At 70.4% G+C, this 22,577-nt stretch carries 21 protein-coding genes and 2 tRNA genes; 13 read left to right on the forward strand and 10 right to left on the reverse strand.

The genetic code is table 11. The features are described from left to right. Positions 1 to 46 precede the first annotated feature (46 nt). The 5 genes from ACR9Y5_RS08945 to pepN all read right to left on the reverse strand — a co-directional run bounded on the left by ACR9Y5_RS08945 (position 47) and on the right by pepN (position 6,551). A complete protein-coding gene (locus tag ACR9Y5_RS08945) occupies positions 47 to 721 on the reverse strand; it encodes a response regulator (RefSeq protein ID WP_481297635.1) in 675 nt (224 codons plus the stop codon). After that, positions 718 to 2,088 carry a sensor histidine kinase gene (locus tag ACR9Y5_RS08950; protein WP_481297636.1) on the reverse strand — a complete coding sequence of 457 codons (1,371 nt, stop codon included), beginning with the start codon at positions 2,086 to 2,088 and terminating at the stop codon, positions 718 to 720. The genes ACR9Y5_RS08945 and ACR9Y5_RS08950 overlap by 4 nt, the downstream gene beginning before the upstream one ends. A gap of 8 nt (positions 2,089 to 2,096) precedes the next feature. Continuing rightward, complete coding sequence (locus ACR9Y5_RS08955) at positions 2,097 to 2,963, reverse strand: ABC transporter permease subunit (RefSeq protein WP_481297637.1); 867 nt, start codon at positions 2,961 to 2,963, stop codon at positions 2,097 to 2,099. Beyond that, positions 2,960 to 3,871, reverse strand: a complete 912-nt coding sequence (locus tag ACR9Y5_RS08960) for an ATP-binding cassette domain-containing protein (RefSeq protein WP_481297638.1) — start codon at positions 3,869 to 3,871, stop codon at positions 2,960 to 2,962. Before ACR9Y5_RS08960 ends, ACR9Y5_RS08955 begins: the two co-directional genes overlap by 4 nt. A 133-nt stretch (positions 3,872 to 4,004) precedes the next feature. After that, positions 4,005 to 6,551, reverse strand: a complete 2,547-nt coding sequence (gene pepN, locus ACR9Y5_RS08965; protein ID WP_481297639.1) for an aminopeptidase N — start codon at positions 6,549 to 6,551, stop codon at positions 4,005 to 4,007. 113 nt (positions 6,552 to 6,664) lie between these two features. Between pepN and ACR9Y5_RS08970 the strand changes: the two genes are divergently transcribed. Genes ACR9Y5_RS08970 through ACR9Y5_RS08985 form a run of 4 tightly spaced genes read left to right on the forward strand, consistent with a single transcriptional unit; the run spans position 6,665 to position 10,300 of the window. Further along, on the forward strand, positions 6,665 to 7,153 hold the full coding sequence (locus tag ACR9Y5_RS08970) for a ribose-5-phosphate isomerase (protein ID WP_481297640.1): 489 nt from the start codon (positions 6,665 to 6,667) through the stop codon (positions 7,151 to 7,153). After that, on the forward strand, positions 7,153 to 8,142 hold the full coding sequence (locus ACR9Y5_RS08975; protein ID WP_481297641.1) for an Fpg/Nei family DNA glycosylase: 990 nt from the start codon (positions 7,153 to 7,155) through the stop codon (positions 8,140 to 8,142). Before ACR9Y5_RS08970 ends, ACR9Y5_RS08975 begins: the two co-directional genes overlap by 1 nt. 8 nt (positions 8,143 to 8,150) lie before the next feature. Then, a complete protein-coding gene (locus ACR9Y5_RS08980; protein ID WP_481297642.1) occupies positions 8,151 to 8,789 on the forward strand; it encodes an FMN-binding negative transcriptional regulator in 639 nt (212 codons plus the stop codon). Then, complete coding sequence (locus ACR9Y5_RS08985) at positions 8,786 to 10,300, forward strand: amidohydrolase (RefSeq protein WP_481297643.1); 1,515 nt, start codon at positions 8,786 to 8,788, stop codon at positions 10,298 to 10,300. Before ACR9Y5_RS08980 ends, ACR9Y5_RS08985 begins: the two co-directional genes overlap by 4 nt. A gap of 396 nt (positions 10,301 to 10,696) precedes the next feature. Here the strand turns inward: ACR9Y5_RS08985 and ACR9Y5_RS08990 are convergent, their stop codons facing one another. Next, a complete protein-coding gene (locus tag ACR9Y5_RS08990; RefSeq protein ID WP_481297644.1) occupies positions 10,697 to 11,974 on the reverse strand; it encodes an alpha/beta hydrolase in 1,278 nt (425 codons plus the stop codon). 273 nt (positions 11,975 to 12,247) lie between these two features. Then, on the reverse strand, positions 12,248 to 12,730 hold the full coding sequence (locus ACR9Y5_RS08995) for a Dps family protein (RefSeq protein ID WP_020074922.1): 483 nt from the start codon (positions 12,728 to 12,730) through the stop codon (positions 12,248 to 12,250). Positions 12,731 to 12,887: 157 nt separating this feature from the next. Between ACR9Y5_RS08995 and ACR9Y5_RS09000 the strand changes: the two genes are divergently transcribed. The 3 genes from ACR9Y5_RS09000 to ACR9Y5_RS09010 are packed head-to-tail and all read left to right on the forward strand — an operon-like array spanning position 12,888 to position 15,181. Further along, positions 12,888 to 14,267 (forward strand): sensor histidine kinase, encoded by a 1,380-nt coding sequence (locus tag ACR9Y5_RS09000; RefSeq protein ID WP_481297645.1) that lies wholly within the window; start codon positions 12,888 to 12,890, stop codon positions 14,265 to 14,267. A gap of 26 nt (positions 14,268 to 14,293) precedes the next feature. Continuing rightward, entirely contained in the window at positions 14,294 to 14,953 is a 660-nt protein-coding gene (locus ACR9Y5_RS09005) for a response regulator transcription factor (protein ID WP_481297646.1), read from the forward strand. A gap of 15 nt (positions 14,954 to 14,968) precedes the next feature. Further along, positions 14,969 to 15,181, forward strand: a complete 213-nt coding sequence (locus ACR9Y5_RS09010) for an antitoxin (RefSeq protein ID WP_481297647.1) — start codon at positions 14,969 to 14,971, stop codon at positions 15,179 to 15,181. A 3-nt stretch (positions 15,182 to 15,184) separates the two neighbouring features. Here ACR9Y5_RS09010 and ACR9Y5_RS09015 read toward each other — a convergent pair whose 3' ends face one another. Beyond that, positions 15,185 to 15,856, reverse strand: coding sequence for a hypothetical protein (locus ACR9Y5_RS09015; RefSeq protein WP_481297648.1), 672 nt, complete (start codon positions 15,854 to 15,856; stop codon positions 15,185 to 15,187). A 126-nt stretch (positions 15,857 to 15,982) separates the two neighbouring features. After that, a tRNA-Gly gene (locus ACR9Y5_RS09020) sits at positions 15,983 to 16,053 on the reverse strand. 120 nt (positions 16,054 to 16,173) lie between these two features. Here ACR9Y5_RS09020 and ACR9Y5_RS09025 point away from each other — a divergent pair. The 6 genes from ACR9Y5_RS09025 to clpX all read left to right on the forward strand — a co-directional run bounded on the left by ACR9Y5_RS09025 (position 16,174) and on the right by clpX (position 21,283). After that, positions 16,174 to 16,248: transfer RNA gene (locus ACR9Y5_RS09025), tRNA-Pro, on the forward strand. Positions 16,249 to 16,308: 60 nt separating this feature from the next. Then, entirely contained in the window at positions 16,309 to 17,724 is a 1,416-nt protein-coding gene (gene tig, locus ACR9Y5_RS09030; RefSeq protein ID WP_481297649.1) for a trigger factor, read from the forward strand. Positions 17,725 to 17,933: 209 nt separating this feature from the next. Next, positions 17,934 to 18,419 (forward strand): tetratricopeptide repeat protein, encoded by a 486-nt coding sequence (locus tag ACR9Y5_RS09035; protein WP_481297650.1) that lies wholly within the window; start codon positions 17,934 to 17,936, stop codon positions 18,417 to 18,419. Between the two features lie 111 nt (positions 18,420 to 18,530). Beyond that, entirely contained in the window at positions 18,531 to 19,124 is a 594-nt protein-coding gene (locus ACR9Y5_RS09040; protein ID WP_481297651.1) for an ATP-dependent Clp protease proteolytic subunit, read from the forward strand. 29 nt (positions 19,125 to 19,153) lie between these two features. Next, positions 19,154 to 19,822, forward strand: coding sequence for an ATP-dependent Clp protease proteolytic subunit (locus ACR9Y5_RS09045; RefSeq protein WP_481297652.1), 669 nt, complete (start codon positions 19,154 to 19,156; stop codon positions 19,820 to 19,822). A 186-nt stretch (positions 19,823 to 20,008) separates the two neighbouring features. Further along, entirely contained in the window at positions 20,009 to 21,283 is a 1,275-nt protein-coding gene (gene clpX, locus ACR9Y5_RS09050) for an ATP-dependent Clp protease ATP-binding subunit ClpX (protein ID WP_481297653.1), read from the forward strand. Here clpX and ACR9Y5_RS09055 read toward each other — a convergent pair. Further along, entirely contained in the window at positions 21,240 to 22,541 is a 1,302-nt protein-coding gene (locus ACR9Y5_RS09055; RefSeq protein ID WP_481297654.1) for an ion channel protein, read from the reverse strand. The genes clpX and ACR9Y5_RS09055 overlap by 44 nt on opposite strands. Positions 22,542 to 22,577: the final 36 nt, after the last annotated feature.

A 22,577-nucleotide genomic window follows, 5' to 3' on the forward strand; every position in this document is an offset into this window, starting at 1 on the left:
AGCCTAGCGAGCCGTGCCTTGGCGGTCGCTGGACCGCACGGGCGGTTCACGGTTCGCGCAGCCCGTTCTCGTAGGCGAAGATCACCGCGTGCACCCGGTCGCGAAGGTGCAGCTTCGAGAGCACGCGGCCGACGTGCGTCTTGACCGTCGACTCGGTGAGGTAGAAGCGCGCGCCGATCTCGCCGTTGCTGAGGCCCTGGCCCATGGCGACGAGGATCTCGCGCTCCCGCGGCGTCAGCGCGGCCACCGGGTCGTGGCCGGGGCGAGAGGATGCGCCGGCCGCCGGCAGCCGGTCGGCGAACAGCTCGAGCATCGCCCGGGTCACGCGACCCGAGACCGCCGCATCCCCGGCGGCGACGCCGCGCACCGCCGAGACGAGTTCGTCCGGCCGGACGTCCTTGAGCAGGAAGCCGCTCGCCCCGGCGCGCAGACCGCCGAAGGCGTACTCGTCCAGGTCGAACGTGGTCAGCACGATGACCCGCGCCGCCGGCTCGGCGGCGACGATCCGGCGGGTGGCCTCGATGCCGTCGAGCACCGGCATGCGCACATCCATCAGGACCACGTCGGGCCGGAGCTCCGCCGCGAGCCGCACCGCTTCAGCGCCGTCGGAGGCCTCACCGACCACGGCCAGGCCGGGCTCCGCCTCCAGCACCATCCGGAAGCCGAGGCGGACGAGCTGTTGGTCGTCGACGAGCAGGAGGCGGAGGGGGCCGTCGCTCACGGCGTCTCCTTCCGGGTCGGGGCGGATGCGGGGGTAGCGGTGGATGCGGGGGTAGCGGTGGATGGGGGGCTCGCGGCGGATGTGGGGGCGAGCCGCGCCGAGGCGCCGATGTCGGCCGCCGGCGTGCCCCGCAGCGCCGGGAACACCGCCCGCAGCCGCCAGCCGCCGCCCGGCCGCGGTCCGGCCTCGATCGTGCCGCCGTACAGCCCGACGCGCTCCCGCAGCCCGAGCAGCCCGCGTCCGGACCCCTGATGCGGCGGACCGTGCACAGTCGCATCGTCGTCCACCGTCAGGATGACGCTGCCGGGCTGGAACACGATCACCACGCGGACGGCGGTCGCCGTCGCCGCGTAGCGGAGCACGTTCGTGAGCCCCTCCTGCACCACCCGGTACACCGTGAGCTGCTGCCCGGCGTCCTCCGGCGGCACTCCCGACACGGTGATCCGCACCGGCAGACCGGCCGCGCGGAAGGTCTCGATGAGGCCGCCCAGGTCGGCGACGGCGGGCTGGGGAGCGCGGGCGGCCGGCTCGCCGTCGTCGTCCCCGAGTACCCCGAGCAGGCGTCGCATGTCGGCGAGAGCCCCGCGGCCGGTCTCGGCGACCAGCCGCATGGTCTCGGCCGAACGGTCGGGAGCCGTCGCGGCGAGCCGGCCGGAACCGTCGGCGAGCGTGATCATCACCGTGAGGCTGTGCGACACGATGTCGTGCAGCTCTCCCGCGATGCGGCTGCGCTCCGCCGCCGTCGCGATCTCGGCCTGCTGGTCGCGCTCGCGCGCGAGCTGCCGGGCGCGATCGATGAGCGCATCAAGGTACCGCCGGCGGTTGCCGACGTTGCTGCCGATCAGCACCGCCACCGCCGAGAAGAGCAGGACGATGATCCCGGCCGGGAGCGCGGCCGTCCGCAGCTGTGTGAACACCTGGGCCTGCTGGAGCAGCACCTCGGTGGTGAGCGTGGCGATCGTGACGGCGGCGGTGGCGGCGTAGGCGATCCAGGCGGAGCGGATGGAGCGGTACACCGCCAGGGCGTAGAGCGCGAACAGCGTCGGCAGCACATCCACGTCGCGGCCCAGGAACACGCTGGCGCCGAGCACGGCCGTGGCGAGCGAGAACACGACGAGCGGACGGTGCCGTCGCGCCAGCAGCGAGACGCCCGCCGCCGCCGAGAGCACCAGGAGCACGGCCTCCTGAACGCTCGGCCGGATCGAGAAGCCGACGAGCGACACGATGACCGACGGCACCAGGTAGACGGCAGCGACCAGCACATCCACGATGAGGGGATGCGACGTCAGGTAGCGACGGATCGCCCCGGGCGGTCTCGGCAGTTCGAGGCCGTCCGGGGCGTCCGGCGCGCGGGAGGGAGCGGTCACGTCAGCGGTCAGACGTCCCTGCGCTGCAGGAGGATCGCGCCGCCCACGAGGGCGACGGCGGCCCAGACGAGGGCGGTGACCACGTTCGCCCAGGGCTCGAGGTCGCCGTTGGCGAGACCCGCCATGCCGGAGCCCGCGTTGCTGATCAGGTAGTGCTGGGCGTCCTTGACCCACTGCGTCCGCGTCAGGCCGCCGACCAGGCTGGCGACGATCGGGAGCACGAGCAGCACGCCGAGCGCGCCCGCGATCCCGCCGGCGGTCGACTTCAGGATGGCGCCGACCCCGAGGGCGAACACGGCCACCAGGCCCAGATACGTGCCGGCTCCGAGGATCGCCCAGAGGGTGTCGCCCGAGAACAAGTCGCCCGTGTAGCCCTTGGCTTTCAGGATGGGCACGGCGACGGCCCACGACGCGGCCGAGCTGATCAGCCCGGCGACGAACGCGACGACGAACAGCACCAGCGTCTTGGCGGCGATCACCGGGAACCGGCGCGGCACCGCCGTGAACGACGAGCGGATCATGCCGGTCGAGAACTCTCCGCTGATGACGAGCACGCCGAGCACGGCGATGACCAGGGAGGCGAACGTGAGACCCGCGGTCGCCGCGCTCTGGGCGAAGTTCGCCGCCTGCGCCTCGACCGTGGCGCGCTGTGCGGCGGAGACCCGGTCGACCAGCGTCGACTTGTCGGGGATCGCGACGGCCACCAGGGAGGCGATGCCGACGACGAGCACGACAGCGCTGATCAGCGTCCAGAAGGTCGAACGCACCGTGAGCAGCTTGATCCACTCCGAGCGGACCACCCGCGCGAAGTTGAGGTGGCCGAGCGAGGTGTGGGGGTGGACGGTGCCCTGCTGGGCGGTGGTGGCGGTGCTCATCGGCTGACCTCCGTGCGGTATTCGACGTCGTCCTGGGTGAGTTCGAGGTAGGCCTCCTCGAGGGAGGCGCTGATCGGTGTCAGTTCGTGCAGCACGATGCCGTCGCGGGCGGCGGTCTCGCCGATCTGCGCCGCGGTGAGCCCGGTGACCTCCAGCAGTTCCGCCTCCACGCCGGTGACGGTGACGTCTGCGCCGGCCACTGCGCGGGCGAGCTGCTCGGGCTGCGGTGTGCGAACACGCACGGCATGCCGGGTGGCTCCGGCGAGGATGGTGTCGACCGGTGCGTCCGCGAGCACACGACCACGCCCCAGCACGACGATGTGGTCGGCCGTCTGCGCCATCTCGCTCATCAGGTGCGACGAGAGGAAGACGGTGCGGCCCTGCGATGCCAGGTGACGGGCGAACTGACGCACCCAGAGCACGCCCTCGGGGTCGAGACCGTTGACCGGCTCGTCCAGGATGAGCGTGGCGGGGTCGCCGAGCATGGCGGCGGCGATGCCCAGCCGCTGCCCCATCCCGAGCGAGAAGCCGCCGACGCGCTTGCTCGCGACCGTCTCCAGTCCCGTCATGCCGATGACCTCGTGAACGCGGGACTTCGGGATGCCGTGCGTCGCGGCGAGCGCGAGCAGGTGAGCGTATGCGGTGCGCCCGGTGTGGACGGCCTTGGCGTCGAGCAGGGCTCCCACTTCGGTGAGCGGGGAGCGGAACTCGGCGTAGCGCTTGCCGTTGATGAGCGCGCGTCCGCGGGTGGGCCGGTCGAGTCCCACGATCATCCGCATGGTCGTGGACTTCCCGGCGCCGTTCGGGCCGAGGAAGCCGGTGACCTTGCCCGGCTGGATGGTCACGGTGATGTCGTCGACGGCGGTCTTCTCGCCGAAGCGCTTGGTGAGGTGATCGAGCTGGATCATACGTCCGAGACTAGGGGCGCGGCTCGCGTCGCGGCATCCTCCCGCGGTACCACCCTGGAGCGCCGCCCGGTACGACGGAGGGGCCGCGCACTCGCGCGGCCCCTCCGGGATGCTGATCGAGCACCCGGCTCGTTCAGGCGGCGGCGTCCCGCTTCTGGGCCGCCAGCGCGCGCTCGACGCCCGCCAGGTTCTCGACCACCATGCGGCGCAGGGCGGCCGGCTCCTGATTCGCGTCGAGCCAGGCGCGGGTCGCATCCCGCAGCTCCTCGTTCGCGAGCGGCGCCGGGTACATGCCCTCGACCAGGTACTCCGCGATCTTGTAGGTGCGCGACGTCCAGATGCCCTGCAGCGCGGCGAAGTACGGCTCGACGAACTGCGCGAGCACGGCCTTGTCCTTGGCGCGCTGGAACCCGATGCCGGTGTACCGGACGATCGTGTTCGGCAGGGCGTCCGAGCCGAACACCGAGTCCCAGGCCGCCTGCTTGCCCTCGAGCGTCGGGATGCTCGCGCGGGCCTGCGCGGCGAACTGGCCGCCGTTCGCGGTGTTGTCCGCCGCCAGGGCAGCGTCGATCTCGGCAGTTCCCGCCGCGCCTCCGGCGACCAGGGCGATCAGCAGCTCCCACGACAGGTCTGTGTCGACGGTCAGGCCGTCGAGGGTGACCGAGCCGTCGCGGAGCGCAGCGATGGTCGACAGCTGCTCGTCGGTGGAGGCGAGCGCGGCGAAGAACTTCACGAACTGGAACTGCGCGTCGCTGCCCGCCTCGGCGCCCTTCGCCAGCTCCCACAGCGCGTCGGCCGCGCTCTGGGCGGTCTCCGTCTGGCGCTCCGGCGCGACGTAGGCGTTCGCTGCGAGCACGAGCTGGTTCAGCGTGGTTCGGATGGTGGTCGACTCGGTCTCCGACGCGATGTTGCCGAGCACCAGGCGCACGTAGTCGCTCGCGCTCGTCTCGGCGTCGCGGGTCGCATCCCACACCGCGCCCCAGACCAGGGAGCGCGCGAGCGGGCTCTCGATGTCGGACAGGTGCTCGATCGCGACCGCCAGCGACTGCTCGTCGAGGCGGATCTTCGCGTAGGCGAGGTCGTCGTCGTTGATGAGCACGAGGTCGGGGCGGCGGGTGCCGGCCAGGTCGGCGACCTCGGTGCGCTCACCGTCGACGTCGAGCTCGAAGCGCTCGTCCCGCGTCAACTTGCCGTCGCGCAGGTTGTAGAGGCCGATCGCGAGGCGGTGCGGGCGGATGGTCGGGTAGCCGGCCGGCGCCGATTGCAGCACGGCGAACGAGGTGATCGTGCCGTCCGCATCCACCGTCAGCTCGGGACGCAGGGTGTTGACGCCCGCGGTCTCCAGCCACTTCTCCGACCATCCGGTCAGGTCGCGGCCACTGGTGGCCTCGAGCTCGACCAGGAGGTCCTTCAGTTCGGTGTTGGAGTGGGCGTGCTTCTTGAAGTACTGCGCGACGCCCGCGAGGAAGTCGTCCTGGCCGACCCAGGCCACCAGCTGCTTGAGCACCGAGGCGCCCTTCGCGTAGGTGATGCCGTCGAAGTTGACCTGCACATCCTCGAGGTCGTTGATCGTCGCGACGATCGGGTGCGTCGAGGGAAGCTGGTCCTGGCGGTACGCCCAGCTCTTCTCCATCGCGGCGAACGTCGTCCACGCCTCGGACCACTCGGTGGCCTCCGCGGTCGCGAGCGTCGACGCGTACTCGGCGAACGACTCGTTCAGCCACAGGTCGTTCCACCACTTCATGGTGACCAGGTCGCCGAACCACATGTGCGCCAGCTCGTGCAGGATCGTGACGACGCGTCGCTCCTTGATGGCGTCGGTGACCTTCGACCGGAAGACGTAGGTCTCGGTGAAGGTCACCGCGCCGGCGTTCTCCATCGCGCCCGCGTTGAACTCCGGCACGAACAGCTGGTCGTACTTCTCGAACGGGTACGCGTAGTCGAAGCGCTCCTCGTAGAACGCGAAGCCCTCGCGTGTCTTGTCGAAGATGTAGTCGGCGTCGAGGAACTCGGCCAGGCTCTTGCGCGCGTAGACCCCGAGCGGGATGGTGCGGCCGTCACGGCTGGTGAGCTCGCTGTGCACCGACTCGTACGGGCCCGCGATGAGCGCGGTGATGTAGGAGGAGATGACCGGGGTCGGGGCGAACGACCAGAACTTCTTTCCGTCGCCCGCATCCTGCGGTTCGGGCGTGGGGGAGTTGCTGACGACCGCCCAGTGCTCCGGCGCGGTGATGGTGAAGGTGAACTCGGCCTTGAGGTCGGGCTGCTCGAACACCGCGAACATGCGCCGCGAGTCGGGCACCTCGAACTGGCTGTAGAGGTACACCTCGCCGTCGACCGGGTCGACGAAGCGGTGCAGGCCCTCGCCGGTGTTGGTGTAGACGGCGTCGGAGTCGACGGTCAGCTCGTTCTCGTCCTCGAGACCGTCGAGCCGGATGCGCACGCCGTCGCTCACCGCGGCCGGGTCGAGCTCGACGCCGTTCAGGGTGACGGCATGCACCGTCCGCGTGATCGCGTCGATGAAGGTCGACGCCCCCTCCTTCGCAGAGAAGCGCACCGTCGTGGTGCTGCGGAACGTCTCCGGCCCGGTGGTCAGGTCGAGCCTGACGTCGTAGCTGTGGGTGCGGATGAGCGACGCGCGCTCCTGCGCTTCGACGCGGGTGAGGTTTTCTCCGGGCAACGCTGGCTCCTTCGAGGGGATGACTAAAGAGGTCGAACGTGTGGATCGTGTCCACCGCACCCACCTTAGCCACCGAGCCGTCGAGGGTCGGCGGTCCTCCCTAAACTGTGGATATGCGCATCCACATCGCCACCGACCACGCCGGCCTCGACTTCAGCACGCATCTGCAGGAGCACCTGAGCGCGGCGGGTCACGAGGTGATCGATCACGGTCCGACGGAGTACGACCCGATCGACGACTACCCGGCGTTCTGCATCAACGCGGCGGCCGCGGTGGTCCGCGACCAGCAGGCGGGCGTCGAGGCGCTCGGTATCGTCTTCGGCGGCTCGGGCAACGGCGAGCAGATCGCGGCGAACAAGGTGCACGGCGTGCGCGCGGCGCTGGTGTGGAGCCACTCGACCGCCGTGCTCGCCCGGCAGCACAACGACGCGAACGTCATCGCCATCGGCGCCCGGCAGCACACGGTCGAGGAGGCCACCGGGTTCATCGACGCCTTCATCGCCGAGCCGTTCTCGTTCGAGGAGCGGCACGTGCGCCGCATCGCCCAGCTGGCGGAGTACGAGGCTACCGGCGACATCGCGGGCAAGAACGTGGAGCGCTGATGCCCGAAGGCCACTCCGTCCACCGCATCGCGCGGCAGTTCGCGGTCAACTTCGTCGGCCACCGCGTGGCCGTGTCGTCCCCGCAGGGCCGGTTCGCGGCCGACGCGACGCGCATCGACGGGCATGTCATGACGGATGCGCGCGCGGTCGGCAAGCAGATGTTCCTCGAGTTCGACAACGCGTTGTGGCTGCGCGTGCACCTCGGTCTCTACGGCGCGTGGGACTTCGCGGGCGACATCAGCATCGATCCGACCATCGCGAGCGCGAACGGGCGGATGGGCCAGACCAACCAGCGCGGCACCGACCTGGGGGAGCCGATCCTCGACGCTGCGGGCGAGAACTCCCTCCACTCGATCGGCGCGCCCCGGCGCACGCGCCTCCGTATGGCCGAGTCCGAGAAGGTGGAGGCGGAGATCACGTCGTTCCCGCCCGAGCCGATCGGCCAGGTGCGGGTCCGCCTCCTCACCGACAGCGCGGTCGCCGACCTGCGCGGACCGACCGCCTGCGAGGTGCTCGACCCGGCCCAGGTGGATGCTGTGATCGCGAAGCTCGGGCCCGACCCGCAGGTCGACGCCGGCCAGGAGGCGGAGGACCGCTTCGTCTCGATCGTGCGCCGCAAGCCCACCTCGATCGCCCTGCTGCTGATGGATCAGAGCGTCGTCAGCGGCATCGGCAACGTCTACCGCGCCGAGCTGCTGTTCCGGGCCCGGCAGAACCCGCACACGCCCGGCAAGAAGGTTCCGGAGGAGACGGTGCGTGCGCTGTGGCGCGACTGGGTGCACCTGCTGCGCATCGGTGTCGAGACCGGGCAGATGATGACGATGGACGACCTCGACGAGGCGTCCTACCGCAAGGCGATGGCGAGCCGTGACGACCGGCACTGGGTCTACAAGCGCGAAGGTCTGCCGTGCCGGGTGTGCGGCACGAACATCGTCATGGAGGAGCTGGGCGGCCGCAAGCTGTACTGGTGCCCCGTGGACCAGGCGTAGGAGGCGGGATGCGACAGAATCCGAGCTTCATCCTCGGCGACCCCGACGAGCTGCGACGCCTCGTGCGCGAGAACCCGTGGGCCACGTTCGTCAGCGCCGCCTCGACGGGACTCGTCGCCTCCCACTACCCGGTCATCCTCGACGAGACGCGGGAGGAGCTGAGCCTGCTCGCCCACGTCGGCCGGCCCGACGAGCAGCTGCACGAGCTCGGGCAGCACGAGCTGCTGATCATCGTGCAGGGCCCGCACGGGTACATCTCCTCGGGCTGGTACGACGAGAAGCCCGCAGTTCCGACCTGGAACTTCATCGCCGCGCACTTCTCCGGCATCCCGGAGATCCTGAGCGACGCCGAGAACCTCGAGGTGCTGGAGCGCCTGGTGGACCACTTCGAGGATGCGCTCCCATCGCCCCGCCGCATGCGCGGCGCCGTGCAGGATTCGGAGTACGCCGACCGCATCGCCTCCGGAACGGTCGGCCTGCGGCTGACGCCCACGCGCGTCGTGGCCAAGCAGAAGATGAGCCAGAACCGCCCGGACCACATCGTCGACGCGATCATGTCCGAGCTCGGCGGCGACAGCCCCTACGCGAGCGAGGGGCTGCTCCGCGAGATGCGGATCGTGCACGAGCGGCGACGCGCGGCACGATGACGGTGGTGCTCACCGGCGGCCGGGTCCCCGGGGTGGTGGCGTCTGGTGCGGGTGCCCTGGTGGATGTGGTGCTCGACGAGGGCAGGATCGCCGCGCTGCTTCCCGCCGGGACGACGCCGGACGCCGGGGCCGTGGAGCGCATCCCGCTCGACGGCCGGTGGATCGTGCCGGGACTGTGGGACCAGCACGTCCACTTCACCCAGTGGGCGCAGACCGCTCGTCGCCTCGACGTGTCCCGGGCGGCCTCCGCGGCCGAGGCCGCCGCGCTGGTGCGCGAGCGCGCGTCGCGCGAGTCCGGCGACGACGTGCTGGTCGGATTCGGCTTCCACGACGCACTGTGGCCGGACGAGCCGACGCGCGAGCTGCTGGACGCGGCGACGGACCGCCCGGTCGTCCTGATCGCGGGCGACCTGCACTGCTCGTGGCTCAACAGCGCGGCGGCGCGCCGCTTCGCTCCCGGCTCCACGGAGGCCGTGCTGCGCGAGGACGCCAGCTTCGCCGTCACCAGCCTGCTGACCGCGGCCGACGACGCGACGCTCGACCTCTGGGCGGCCGACGCGGCTCGCGCGGCGGCGGCGCGCGGGGCGGTCGGCATCGTCGACCTCGAGTACGGCTGGAACCTCGACGTGTGGGTGCGGCGGATGGGCGTCGGCGGAGGCGATGGTGACGGCGCCGCGGGCGCTCCGGGAGCGGGTGCGGCGGCCGGTGCGGGCCTACGCGTCGAGTTCGGTGTCTACGGCGAGCACCTCGAGCGCGCTGCCGGGCTCGGCCTGCGCACGGGCGCATCCATCCCCGGCACCGGCGGCCTGCTGACCGTCGGTCCGTTCAAGGTCATCTCCGACGGCTCGCTCAACACCCGCACCGCCTTGTGCGAGCATGCGTACCCGGACGGCGGCCACGGCGTCGCCAACCTCACGCCCGCGGAGCTCGTCGAGCGGATGCGCTTCGCCGTCGACCACGGCCTGGAGCCCGCCGTCCACGCGATCGGCGACGAGGCGAACCGCCGGGCGCTGGACGCCTTCGCTGCGATCGGCGCAGGCGGACGCATCGAGCACGCCCAGCTGATCGACCCCGTCGACGTCCCGCGCTTTGCCCGCCTCGGCGTGACGGCGAGCGTGCAGCCCGAGCACGCCATGGACGACCGGGATGTCGCCGACCGCCTCTGGCGGGGACGCACCGACCGCGCCTTCCCGCTCGCCGACCTGCACGCCGCCGGCGCGCGCCTGGCGTTCGGCTCCGACGCTCCCGTCGCCCCGCTCGACCCCTGGGCGGCGATCGCCTCCGCCGTCGGCCGCACGCGGGACGGCCGTGAGCCGTGGCACCCCGAGCAGGCGATCCCGGCGGACGTCGCGTTGCGCGCATCCACCCGCTCCACGCTGTCGCCCGGTCAGCCCGCCGACCTCGCGGTGCTCGACCGCGACCCGCTCGCCGCGTCGCCCGACGACCTCCGCGCGATGCCGGTCGCCGCGACCCTGGTCGCTGGCCGCTTCACCCACGACACGCTGCGCTGACCCCCGCGCCCGGCGTCCCTCCTGCGCCAGCTATCCCGGCACCATTCGTGCCGAATGTGGCTTCCCGCCCCGCCAATCCCGCCATTCGTGACGAATGTGGCTTCCCGCCCCGCCAATCCCGCCATTCGTGACGAATGTCAGCGCCGGACGCCGCAGCGCTCTCACCCTGACGCCCCTTGGGGGGCACGATTTGTGCCAAATCGTGGTTCTGACGTCGCCAAAACCGCGATTTGGCACAAATCTCGAGCTCGCCTGCTCGACGCGATCCCCGCGCAAGCCCCCTCGACGGTCCCCGTTCGTCACGATTCGTGCCAAATCGTGGTTTTCGCGGCGCTATAACCGCGATATGGCACAAATCTCCGCCCACACAGACGACGCCGCTGGCCAGCCGCCGCCTCAGTGCCCGCGCAGCAGCAGCCGGTCCGCGCCGGGCGTCGTCGCGACCGCGGTGTTGCGCAGCGACTCGGTGTACGCGTCCAGGTAGCCGTAGTGGGCGAGGTGCTCGGCGAACTTCTTCTCGAACAGCACCGTGTCGGTGATGCCCGACCACGCCGACGAGAGCGGGTCGTCGTTCCACGGCGAGTGCAGCACCGGCGCGTGCCCGGTCACCGCCAGCAGGTCGGCCTCCACGTCCCCGTCGACACTGATCACGGTCGCGCCGAACGACGGCGACCGTGGGTCGCGGCGGGTGATCCGCCCGAACCGCGCCTCGCCATCGGCCTCGGCTTCGCCGGCGTAGCTGTGCTGCACGTGCAGGGCGGCGGCGTTCGGGATGCGGCTCTCGATGCCCGCCGACCCGAGCATCACGAACGCGTACACGCCGAGGTCCGACGCGTCGGCGAGGGCGTTGGCGCTGGTCGTCGTCCCGTACGAGTGCGCCACCACGTTGACGGAGCGCGGCCGGCTGGCCACGCGCACGGCGTTCACGCCGCGCAGGTCGTCGGTGAGCAGCGGAGCACCGCGGGCAGCGTAGTCGCCGAGGGCCGCATCCAGCCCGGGCGGGGGAGTGACGTAACCGATCCACGAGACGACCGCCCGCCGTTTCGGTGCGCCCACCTGGCCCTGCTCGTCGTACAGGTTCTGGGCGGACTGCGTCCACAGCTGCATGTCGTCGGTGTAGGTGCCAATCCCGGGCACGACGAACGTGATGTCGGAGGCCGTGTCCAGGTCGCCCAGCGCGATCGCCGCGAGCGGTGGCCGGTCGAGGCTCAGCGTGATCAGGCGCCGCGCGGGCGTGCGTTTGCCCTGGAGGGCCTTCTGGATGGCCGTCATCGCCCCGAGCACCCGTTTCGTCAGCTCGTCGTCGGGGTGCGCGCGCACCTGCCGCTTCGCTTTCGCGACAGCCTGCCGCAGCGCCCGGCGGTTGGCGCGATCCCGGTCGCGGTAGTCGACGCCGTCGAGGTTGCCGATGATCTCGGGGAGCGTCTCCACCGCGTCCTCGCGATCGGTCGCATCCATCGACGCCCAGTCGTCGTGCACGGCGTCGGGGTCGGTGTTGGCGAGCCGGATGAGCAGCTCCGGATGCTTCCGGAGGTACGCCTCCTGCTGCTCGTCGTTCATCGCCTTGAGCACGTCGAACGTGGTGATCGGCGCTGCGCCGGCGGCGGGAGCGACCAGCAGCCCGATCACCGCGACGGCGACCAGCCCGCCCGCGACGAGGACCCGGCGCATCATGGCGCGAGCGTAGTGCTGCCGTGCTCCGCGTGTCCATGGCCCCGGCGAGGAGGCGGCCCACGGCCCGCCGCGATTCGTGCCGAATGTCCGCTTCGCCTCCGCTGAGGCCGCCATTCGTCACGAATGTCTTGGCTGACGCCGCCGTGACGCGTCGCAGGGAGCCGCTCGCCACGTCGTCGCCGCGCGGGAGGTGCCACGAGGGGATGCGTACCGAAGCCCCCAACGTGAAAAGGGCCGCCGCTTTCGCGGACGGCCCCTTTCGAAGCGCGCGACCTACTCGCTGATGTGGGCGAACAGGAACCAGCGGTCCTTGTCGAGCCCACGGGCGATCTCGATCGCGACGTCCTGACTGGTCTGGTCGAGCTCCGCGAGCTCGCGCACGGCCGTGTTCACCCCGGCGAGGGCGGCGTCGAGCTGCGCGATGACCTCGGCGATGGTCTCGTTCGACGGGCGGAAGCCCGCGGTGAGCTCGCCCGTGGTGGTCTTCGCCGCCACGGTGCCGAGGCGCGCGTCGACCGGGAGGCCGAGGGCGACGATCCGCTCCGCGGCGAGATCGGCCCACTCCTGCGCGTGGTCGACGATCGTGTCGAGCAGCTCGTGCACCCCGATGAAGTTGGCGCCGCGCACGTGCCAGTGCGCCTGCTTGCCGTTGACCACGATCGCAGTCAGGTCGATGACGACAGGGGTGAGGAACTGCGCGACTCCGGCTGCGACGTCGGGGTTCGAGACACTCTGGGTTGCGGCGATGTCCGTCATGGGTGGCGTCCTTTCTTCTGCCTGTGATGAACGCTAGCGAGCCGACGGAATTCCGACAACGAAGCGAAGGCTGCGCTTACCAGGTCGGGTTAACCCCCGCACGGTTCCGGAGGCGCGCGGGATGGGGTGCACGCGCCGATCCCGGAAGGCTGGGGTCATGTCCACTGAACCCGCCGCCGTCTCTGCCACTCTGGATGCCGTGACACCCACCCAGCCCCGTCCCGACCGAGCGAACTACGGCTCGCTGTGGCGGGGCGTCCCGCGCGAGCTGGGCTTCCTGCTGCTGACCATGCCGATCGCGATCATCGGCCTCTCCGTGCTCATGTCGCTGTTCTGGACGGGCGTCGGCACCATCGTCATCTACGTCGGCTTCTTCATCATCGTCGCCGCCTTCTACACCGCGCGGGGTTTCGGCGCGGTGGAGCTGACCCGGCTGGACTGGGCCGGGCGGCCGTCCATCCCGCGCCCGGTGTGGGAGAAGCCCGGCACGCCGCGCACGTTCCTGCGCTCCGTCTTCGGCCCCTTCGCCAACGGCCACTACTGGCTGTACCTGCTGCACGGCATCCTGATCAACCCGATCCTGAGCATCGTGTCGTGGACGCTGACGATCGTGTGGGTATCGGTCGCGCTGGGCGGGCTGACCGGGTGGATCTGGGAGCCGTTCATCCCGCAGGGCGACCGCTCCTTCTTCCTGTCGCCCACGATCGTGGATGCGGTGTTCCGCACGCACTCGACCTTCGATCCGATCGTGGGCGACCGCATCCTGTACGTGATCGCCGGCATCCTGTTCGCCGTGACCCTGCCCTTCGTGACCCGCGGGCTGACCCTGGCGCATGAGGCCGTGGCGCGCGGACTGCTCGGCCGGTGGCCGTCGGAGGCGCTGCAGCGCGAGGTCGCCGACTTGTCCGCCTCCCGCGGCGCCGCCGTCGCCGCCGAGGACCAGGCGCTGCGCAGGCTGGAGCGCGACCTGCACGACGGCCCGCAGCAGCGCCTGATCCGCCTGCAGATGGACATCGCAGCCGCCGAGCGGAAGCTGGCCGACGATCCGGAGGCCGCCGCCACTCTGCTCGCGGAGGCGCGGCAGCAGGCCGGTGACACCCTGGAGGAGCTGCGAGCTCTGTCGCGTGGCTTCGCCCCGCCCATCCTGCAGGACAGGGGCCTCGTGGCCGCCGCCGAGTCGCTGGCCGCGCGCAGCCCCATCCCGGTGACCGTGGAGTCGTCGCTGCAGCCGGGGGAGCGGTTCAGCCCCGAGATCGAGCGGAACGCCTACTACGTCCTGGCGGAGCTCGCCGCGAACCTGGCGAAGCACTCGGCTGCGCAGGCGGGCCGCCTGTTCCTGGAGCGGTCGGTGGATGTGTCGGGCGCCGCCTGGCTGAGCGTCTGGCTGACCGACAACGGCCGTGGCGGCGCTGCGCTCGTCGAGGGCCACGGGCTGCGCGGACTGGAGGAGCGGGTGCGCGGCCTGCGCGGCGAGCTGGTCGTCGACAGCCCGGCCGGCGGCCCCACCCGGATCGGGGCGCGCATTCCGCTCGGCTGATCGCGGTCGCGCCCTAGGCTGGGTGCGTGCCGAGCGAATCCGTCCCCCTCCGCGTGGTCGTCGCAGACGACTCCGTCCTCCTCCGCGAGGGGCTGATCCGGCTCTTCGACGAGGCCGGGTTCGACACCGTCGGGGCGTTCGGCGACGCCGACACGCTGCTGGAGGCGGTGCCCGACCTGATGCCGGATGTGGCGGTGCTGGACGTGCGGATGCCCCCGACGTTCCGCGACGAGGGCGTGCGGGCGGCTCTGCGCATCCGGAGGGAGCATCCCTCGATCGCGGTCCTGCTGCTGTCGCAGTACGTCGAGGGCACCTACGCTCAGGAGCTGCTGGCCGGCGGCGAGGGCGGCACCGGCTACCTGCTGAAGGACCGGATCGCGTCGCTCGATGAGCTGCGGGATGCGGTCTCCCGGGTGGCGGCGGGCGGCACAGTGCTCGACCCGCAGGTGGTCCGCGAGCTGCTGACCCGGCGCACGGACCCCCTCGCGACGCTCACGCCGCGCGAGCGGGAGGTGCTGGAGCTGATGGCCGAGGGCCGCACCAACGCCGCGATCGCCGCCCGCATGGTGGTCGGCGTCGGCGCGGTGGAGAAGAACGTGACGTCGATCTTCCAGAAGCTGGGCCTGGAGGATTCCGGCGACGACCACCGTCGGGTGCTCGCGGTTCTGGCCTTCCTGCAGCGCTGAGCGTTGGATGGCCGCATGGCCGGATTCCGCGACATCACCAAGAAGGCGCAGGTGTTTCTGAACGACCCGACGGTCGAGTACGTGCTGAGCTCCGATCACGCGGAGAATGTCAGCGACATGCTGCTCGACGGTGTCGCCGGCGCCGCCACGAAGGTCACCGGCGGCACGTTCGACGACAGGATCGAGCGCGCACGCGACGACGCCGGCAAGCGCGTCGTCAACGAATAGCGGTCAGTCGCTCGGCCGCAGCGGCCGATGGGCGCGGAACGCCTTCTTGTACGTGCGCATGCCCCAGAGCAGCGACAGGACGACGACCGCCAAGGCGACCAGTCCGCCGAGCACAGCGGCGACGACGGGATGCGCGCCCAGTGCCCACGACGCCCCGCCGACGAGCAGGCCGACGACGATCGCCTCCACGATGGTGATGATCATCATGGAGCTTCCGAGCACCGGACTGGGCCCCCGCGGGTAGAAGAAGTGGTAGGTGAGCCGTGCCCCGGCCTCGTCGTCGTGAGCGGACGCCATCAGGAACTGCTCGATCCCGGGGTCGAGTTCGACGTACGCCGCCCGGAGCCGGTTCATGGCGACGACGTACATCAGGTCCTCGCTGGCCGTGTTGAACGCCCGTACCTCCGTGACGAGCCCGAGCAGCGCCAGCGCGAGCAGCACCCCCAGCGCGGCCACGCCGAACCACCCGCGGAACCCGCTCGCCTGCCCGATGAACCCGAGCGTCACCAGTCCCGCCGACACGAGCGTCAGGAAGATCGCGATCCGCGTCAGCACCTCGCTCTGCGTCGTCGACCGCGACGCGAGCAGCCCCCAGTGCTCGGTCGCGAGCAGCTGCGCGCGCAGGCTGCGCTGCGCATCCGTGAGCCCGTCCTCCGGCGGTGGAGTGGCCGTCATGCGGCCATTGTGGCGCGCGGCCGCGCCCTTGGCACCAGCGACTGCGGTGCTGCGTCGCGACTGCGGTTGCTCGCGCGGCCGCAGACGTTACGAACGACGGCAGACACGCCCGACGGGCGAAAACGGAGGGGATGACGGGAATCGAACCCGCGTAATCAGTTTGGAAGACTGAGGCTCTACCATTGAGCTACATCCCCGAGCGCCGCGATTGCGGCACCGTGGCCGCCTTCTGTGCGACGGCCGGAGACCATCGTAGTACACGCGGGGGATGCGGGCGTGCAGTAGACTCGACCACGGTCTTTCGCACCGCTTCAAGCCGGGGCGTAGCTCAGCTTGGCTAGAGCGCCCGCTTTGGGAGCGGGAGGTCGCAGGTTCGAATCCTGTCGCCCCGACGAGGACCTCGTTCCTTGCGAGAAGACCACCGTTCGAACATTCAGGAGAACCCAGACATCGTGAAGACCACGGTCGAGAAGCTCAGCCCCACCCGCACCAAGCTCACCATCTCGGTGACGCCGGAGGAGCTGCAGCCGTCCATCAAGCACGCGTACGAGCACATCGCCGAGCAGGTGACCATCCCCGGTTTCCGCAAGGGCAAGGTGCCGCCGCCCATCATCGACCAGCGGGTCGGCAAGGCCGCCGTCCTGGAGCACGCGGTCAACGAGGGTCTCGACGGGTTCTACCGCCGTGCCATCGAGGAGAACGACGTGCGTCCGCTCGGGCGGCCGGAGGCCGACATCACCGAGTGGCCGAACGAGAAGGACTTCTCGGGCGACCTGCTCCTCACCATCGAGGTGGATGTGCGCCCCGAGGTGAAGCTGCCCGACTTCGACGACATCACCATCACGGTGGATGCGGCCGAGGTGGGCGTGGACGACGTGGAGGAGGAGCTCGACCGGCTGCGCAGCCGCTTCGGCACCCTCGTGACCGTCGACCGCCCGGCCAAGACCGGTGACTTCGCGCAGATCGACCTGACCGCCGAGATCGGCGGCGAGGAGGTCGACACCGCGGCCAACATCTCGTACGAGATCGGCTCCGGCGAGCTCATCGACGGCATCGACGAGGCGCTCGACACGCTGACCGCCGGCGAGACCACCACCTTCGAGGCCCCGCTCATGGGCGGCGACCACGAGGGTGAGAACGCGCAGATCACCGTCACGCTGAACGCCGTCAAGGAGCGCGAGCTCCCGGAGGCCGACGACGATTTCGCCCAGATCGCCAGCGAGTTCGACACCATCGGCGAGCTGCGCCAGAGCCTGCGTGCGCAGGTCGAGCGCGCCAAGGTGTTCGGCCAGGGCACGGCCGCCCGCGACCAGCTGGTCGACAAGCTCCTCGAGCTGGTCGAGATCCCGGTTCCGGAGCAGCTCGTCGAGGACGAGGTGCACCGTCACCTGGAGCAGGAGAACCGCCTCGAGGACGACGTGCACCGCGCCGAGGTCACGGAGTCCAGCGAGAAGACCTTCCGCACGCAGATCCTCCTCGACGAGGTCGCGCAGGAGAACGACGTCAAGGTCAGCCAGGACGAGCTCACCCAGTACCTCGTGCAGGGCGCCGCGCAGTACGGCATGGACCCGAACGAGTTCGTGAAGATCCTCAGCGAGAACGGCCAGATCCCGTCGATGGTCGGCGAGGTCGCCCGCAACAAGGCGCTCGCGATCATCCTCGGCAAGGTGAAGGTCGTCGACAGCAACGGCAAGCCGGTCGACCTGGCCGAGTTCACCTCGATCGCAGACGGGGACGACACCGACGACGCGGCCGCCGACGAGGCCCCTGCGGCCGACGAGGCCACCGCCGAGGAGCCCGCCGCCGAGGAGCCCGCCGCCGAGAAGCCGAAGAAGCGCTCCACCAAGAGGAAGGCCGACGACAAGTAAGCCTCCCTCGCTCCCGAAGCCGGGCCGCGTCTCCGCGGCCCGGCTTCGCTGCATCCAGGGGTCGCAACACGCCGTTACGACCCGGCGATGACGGCGTGTTGCGACCCATGGATGCCGGGCTCGCGATCTGCCACGATGGGCACGGGCACGGGCACGGGCACGGGCACGGGCACGGGCACGGGCACGGGCACCGGACGAAGGGGACGCGGATGGACGACTGGCGGCAGCGGGTGGATGCGGTGTGGGCGGCGGCCGACGACGCGGGGGAGGACGCGACCCTTGCGGCGATCGACGCCCTCGTCGCCTCGCGTCCCGCCAGCGATCCCGAGGCACTGTTCGAGTCCGCGAGCGCGCGCGACTTCGCCGGTCGCGAGGCGGACGCGGAGCCGTTCTACCGTGCGGCGCTCGCTCACGGACTCGCCGAGCCGTACCGCGGGCAGGCGATCGTTCAGCTCGCCAGCACGCTGCGCAACCTCGACCGGTCGCCGGAGGCGCTGGCCCTGCTGCGCGACTTCCTCGCGGCCGAGCCGCAGCATCCCCTCGCCGACGCCGCACGGGCGTTCGCGGCGCTCGCACTGTTCGATGACGGGCTGGCGGCCGACGCCCTCCGCGAGGCGCTGGAGGCACTGGTTCCGCACCTGCCGCGCTACGGTCGCGCCGTGACCGCGTACGCCGCCGCGCTCGACGACGACTAGGCCCGCGGCGCACCCGCCGCGACACCGCTCTCTGCCGAGGGCGAACAGCACGGAAACCGGCTCGGCGCTCCGATAGATTCGATGCCAAGCGACAAAGGAAATGGAGCGAACATGGCCGACATGGGTATCCAGCCCAGTGTTTTCGACAGACTGCTGAAGGACCGCATCATCTGGCTCGGCTCCGAGGTCCGGGACGAGAACGCGAACGAGATCGCCGCGAAGCTGCTGCTCCTGGCCGCGGAGGACCCGAAGCGGGACATCTACCTCTACATCAACTCCCCGGGCGGTTCGATCACCGCCGGTATGGCCATCTACGACACGATGCAGTTCGTGCCGAACGACATCGTCACCGTCGGCATCGGCATGGCCGCGTCGATGGGACAGCTGCTGCTCACCGCGGGCACCAAGGGCAAGCGGTACATCACCCCGAACGCGCGCGTGCTGCTCCACCAGCCGCACGGCGGCTTCGGCGGCACCGCGAGCGACATCCAGACGCAGGCGCAGCTGATCATCGACATGAAGAACCGCCTCGCGGAGATCACCGCGGCCGCGACCGGCAAGACCGTCGAGCAGATCAACGCCGACGGCGACCGCGACCGCTGGTTCACCGCGCAGCAGGCACTGGAGTACGGCTTCGTCGACCACATCCGCGAGTCGGCGCTCGACGTCGCCGGCGGCGGCGGCACCGAGCCGGAGAAGAACTGAACGACCGCGGAAGGACAAGGACAACGTCAATGAACATCCCCATGCTCGGCGGGGCCTCCCAGGGCGGCGTGCAGGCCCCCGGCGCCCGCTACATCCTCCCCAGCTTCGAGGAGCGCACGGCCTACGGCTACAAGCGCCAGGACCCGTACGCGAAGCTCTTCGAGGACCGCATCATCTTCCTCGGCGTGCAGGTCGACGACGCCTCGGCCGACGACATCATGGCCCAGCTCCTCGTGCTCGAGAGCCAGGACCCGGACCGCGACATCGTCATGTACATCAACTCGCCCGGTGGCTCGTTCACCGCGATGACGGCGATCTACGACACGATGCAGTACATCCGTCCGCAGATCCAGACGGTCGTGCTCGGCCAGGCCGCTTCGGCCGCGGCCGTGCTCACCGCCGCCGGCACCCCGGGCAAGCGCCTGGCGCTGCCGAACGCGCGCATCCTGATCCACCAGCCCGCCGTGGGCGAGGCCGGTCAGGGGCAGGCGTCCGACATCGAGATCCAGGCGAACGAGATCATGCGCATGCGCACCTGGCTGGAGGAGACGCTCTCGAAGCACTCCAAGCGCTCGGTGGAGCAGGTCAACAAGGACATCGACCGCGACAAGATCCTGTCGGCCGAGGAGGCCCTGGAGTACGGCCTGATCGACCAGGTGCTCACCAGCCGCAAGACGCTTCCGGCACTCGTCAAGTAGCAGTCTTCGCCGCACGACGGAGGGGGCGATCGTTTCGACGATCGCCCCGTCCGTCGTTTCCGGGGTCGGCGGAACCCATCTGCTGTGGGCAGAACCGCCGCGAGACGCAAAACGGCCGACATGCGCGCCAATGTCGGCTCCACGGGTTAGGCTCGACAGAAGACACCCGAAGAAGGAGGGGGAGGGATGGCACGCATCGGGGAAAGCGCCGATCTGCTCAAGTGTTCCTTCTGTGGAAAGAGCCAGAAGCAGGTGCAGCAGCTGATCGCCGGTCCCGGCGTGTACATCTGCGACGAGTGCGTCGAGCTCTGCAACGAGATCATCGAGGAGCGACTCGCCGAGGCGGGCGAGGAGACGTCGAGCGAGTTCGACCTCCCCAAGCCGAAGGAGATCTTCGGCTTCCTCGAGGAGTACGTCATCGGCCAGGAGCAGGCGAAGCGCGCTCTGGCCGTCGCGGTCTACAACCACTACAAGCGCGTCCGCGCCAAGCAGACCATCACGTCCGCCGACTCGATCGACGACGTCGAGATCGCGAAGTCGAACATCCTGCTGATCGGCCCGACCGGCTGCGGCAAGACGTACCTCGCGCAGACGCTGGCCCGGCGGCTCAACGTGCCGTTCGCGGTCGCCGACGCCACCGCGCTGACGGAGGCCGGCTACGTCGGTGAAGACGTCGAGAACATCCTGCTGAAGCTCATCCAGGCCGCCGACTACGACGTCAAGCGGGCCGAGACGGGCATCATCTACATCGACGAGGTCGACAAGATCGCCCGCAAGGCCGAGAACCCGTCGATCACGCGCGACGTCTCCGGCGAGGGCGTGCAGCAGGCGCTGCTCAAGATCCTCGAGGGCACGGTCGCCTCCGTCCCGCCGCAGGGCGGCCGCAAGCACCCTCACCAGGAGTTCATCCAGATCGACACGACGAACGTGCTGTTCATCGTGGCCGGCGCGTTCGCGGGGCTGGAGGAGATCATCTCCTCACGTGCGGGCAAGAAGGGCATCGGCTTCGGCGCCCCGCTGCACTCCAAGGGCGACGACATCAACCTCTTCAGCGAGGTGCTGCCGGAAGACCTGCACAAGTTCGGTCTCATCCCCGAGTTCATCGGCCGCCTTCCGGTCGTGACGACGGTGACGCCGCTCGACCAGGATGCGCTGATGCAGATCCTCACCGAGCCGAAGAACGCGCTGGTGCGCCAGTATCAGCGCATGTTCGAGCTCGACGGCGTTCAGCTGGAGTTCGAGCACGCGGCGCTGGAGTCCATCGCCGACCTGGCGGTGCTCCGCAAGACGGGCGCCCGCGGCCTCCGCGCGATCATGGAGGAGGTGCTCGGCCCGATCATGTTCGAGGTGCCGTCCAGCTCCGAGGTGGCTCGTGTGGTCGTGACGAAGGAGGCGGTGCTGGAGAACGCGGCGCCGACTATCGTGCCGCACCGCCCGCGGCGCGAGGAGAAGTCGGCGTAAGCACCGGCTGCTTGATCAGCATCTCGGGCGCCTTCGACACCATCAGCCAGGCCGGAAGGATGGCCAGGCACAGGATGGGCAGGATCAGCAGGTTCTGTGTGACGGCGACGCCGATGAAGATGGCGATCCAGCCGTCCCGTGCGACCGCCAGCGTGAGCCCCATCACGCCGGCGGCGACCGCGATCTGAATCGGGATGCCCGGCACCAGCGCATTCGCGAGCGTGCCGATGGCCGCCCCGATGAACACGGCGGGGAAGATCCTGCCGCCGCGGAACCCTGCGCCGGCTGCGACCAGCAGGGCCGCCAGCTTGACCACGACGATGAGTGCCAGCTGTCCGGCCGAATAGTCGGCACGGGATGTGACAAGCTGCCCCATCTGCGTCAGCCCCTTGAACAGGGTGATCGGGCCGCCGAGGGCTCCCAGGCCGCCGAGCACCGCGCCGCCCAGGACGGTCATCAGCAGCGGGTGCCGCAGCGCGTGGAAGGCCCGGTGGACGAACGGGAACAGGGTGACACCCGCGAGCCCCACAGCGGTGGCGATCACCCCGAGGACGATCGCGGCGAGCACATCCCAGCCGGTGATCGTCGTGTAGGCGGGCATCGGGATGCCGAAGTGCGGATGCGCGAGGAACGTCATCGTCAGCGACCCCGCGGCGGCCGCGACCAGCGGCAGGAACAGCTTGTCCCACAGCGCGCCGCCGCCTTTGATGGCCGCGACCATCCCGGTGAAGACCAGAGCGGCGGCGACCGGAGTGCCGAACAGGGCGCCGATGGTGCCCGAGGCGGCCATCATCAGCACCAGCTGCATGGGGACGGCCTTCCAGAGGCGCCCCACCAGCGCGACCATCAGGCTGATGTTGATCGCGATGATCGGGTTCTCCGGTCCCAGGCTCACCCCGCCGGCGAGGCCCAGGACGGCGGCCAGCGCCAGCGACGGCACGATCGCCGGCCGCAGCGGCGGCGCGACGAGCTCCGTCGTCGCCGAGTCCGGGCCCGCGTGACCGGGGACCAGCCAGACGGTCAGTCCCACCGCGGCGCCGGTCACGGTCAGGACCGCGAAGATCCACCACCCCGAGGACGGGTCGATGCCGAGCGCTTTCGGCAGGTTCGTCCACACGCCGTCCTCGATCAGGCCGGCCAGTGCCTCGATCGCCCACAGGGCGAGGGCGCTGACCACGCCGACGACGACGGCCGGGATGCTGAGGAGGACCAGCTGGCGAACCGACGGCGCGGCGAGCTCCGGCTGCGTGGCGGTCATGGCCACCCCCTCTCGACTGGGCTCAGCGTAGAGGGT

Source organism: Leifsonia sp. KNZ13-11D, assembly GCF_056754895.1.

Excerpts from the sequence above, each read along its gene's own strand:
- ACR9Y5_RS09040 (WP_481297651.1), top strand. The coding sequence starts at position 18,531 with ATGGCCGACATGGGTATCCAGCCCAGTGTTTTCGACAGACTGCTGAAG.
- ACR9Y5_RS09055 (WP_481297654.1), bottom strand. The coding sequence starts at position 22,541 with ATGACCGCCACGCAGCCGGAGCTCGCCGCGCCGTCGGTTCGCCAGCTG.
- ACR9Y5_RS08985 (WP_481297643.1), top strand. The coding sequence starts at position 8,786 with ATGACGGTGGTGCTCACCGGCGGCCGGGTCCCCGGGGTGGTGGCGTCT.
- ACR9Y5_RS09045 (WP_481297652.1), top strand. The coding sequence starts at position 19,154 with ATGAACATCCCCATGCTCGGCGGGGCCTCCCAGGGCGGCGTGCAGGCC.
- clpX (WP_481297653.1), top strand. The coding sequence starts at position 20,009 with ATGGCACGCATCGGGGAAAGCGCCGATCTGCTCAAGTGTTCCTTCTGT.
- ACR9Y5_RS08970 (WP_481297640.1), top strand. The coding sequence starts at position 6,665 with ATGCGCATCCACATCGCCACCGACCACGCCGGCCTCGACTTCAGCACG.
- ACR9Y5_RS08975 (WP_481297641.1), top strand. The coding sequence starts at position 7,153 with ATGCCCGAAGGCCACTCCGTCCACCGCATCGCGCGGCAGTTCGCGGTC.
- ACR9Y5_RS08990 (WP_481297644.1), bottom strand. The coding sequence starts at position 11,974 with ATGATGCGCCGGGTCCTCGTCGCGGGCGGGCTGGTCGCCGTCGCGGTG.
- ACR9Y5_RS08960 (WP_481297638.1), bottom strand. The coding sequence starts at position 3,871 with ATGATCCAGCTCGATCACCTCACCAAGCGCTTCGGCGAGAAGACCGCC.
- ACR9Y5_RS08980 (WP_481297642.1), top strand. The coding sequence starts at position 8,151 with ATGCGACAGAATCCGAGCTTCATCCTCGGCGACCCCGACGAGCTGCGA.
- ACR9Y5_RS09035 (WP_481297650.1), top strand. The coding sequence starts at position 17,934 with ATGGACGACTGGCGGCAGCGGGTGGATGCGGTGTGGGCGGCGGCCGAC.
- ACR9Y5_RS09000 (WP_481297645.1), top strand. The coding sequence starts at position 12,888 with ATGTCCACTGAACCCGCCGCCGTCTCTGCCACTCTGGATGCCGTGACA.
- ACR9Y5_RS09010 (WP_481297647.1), top strand. The coding sequence starts at position 14,969 with ATGGCCGGATTCCGCGACATCACCAAGAAGGCGCAGGTGTTTCTGAAC.
- ACR9Y5_RS08995 (WP_020074922.1), bottom strand. The coding sequence starts at position 12,730 with ATGACGGACATCGCCGCAACCCAGAGTGTCTCGAACCCCGACGTCGCA.
- ACR9Y5_RS08955 (WP_481297637.1), bottom strand. The coding sequence starts at position 2,963 with ATGAGCACCGCCACCACCGCCCAGCAGGGCACCGTCCACCCCCACACC.
- ACR9Y5_RS09015 (WP_481297648.1), bottom strand. The coding sequence starts at position 15,856 with ATGACGGCCACTCCACCGCCGGAGGACGGGCTCACGGATGCGCAGCGC.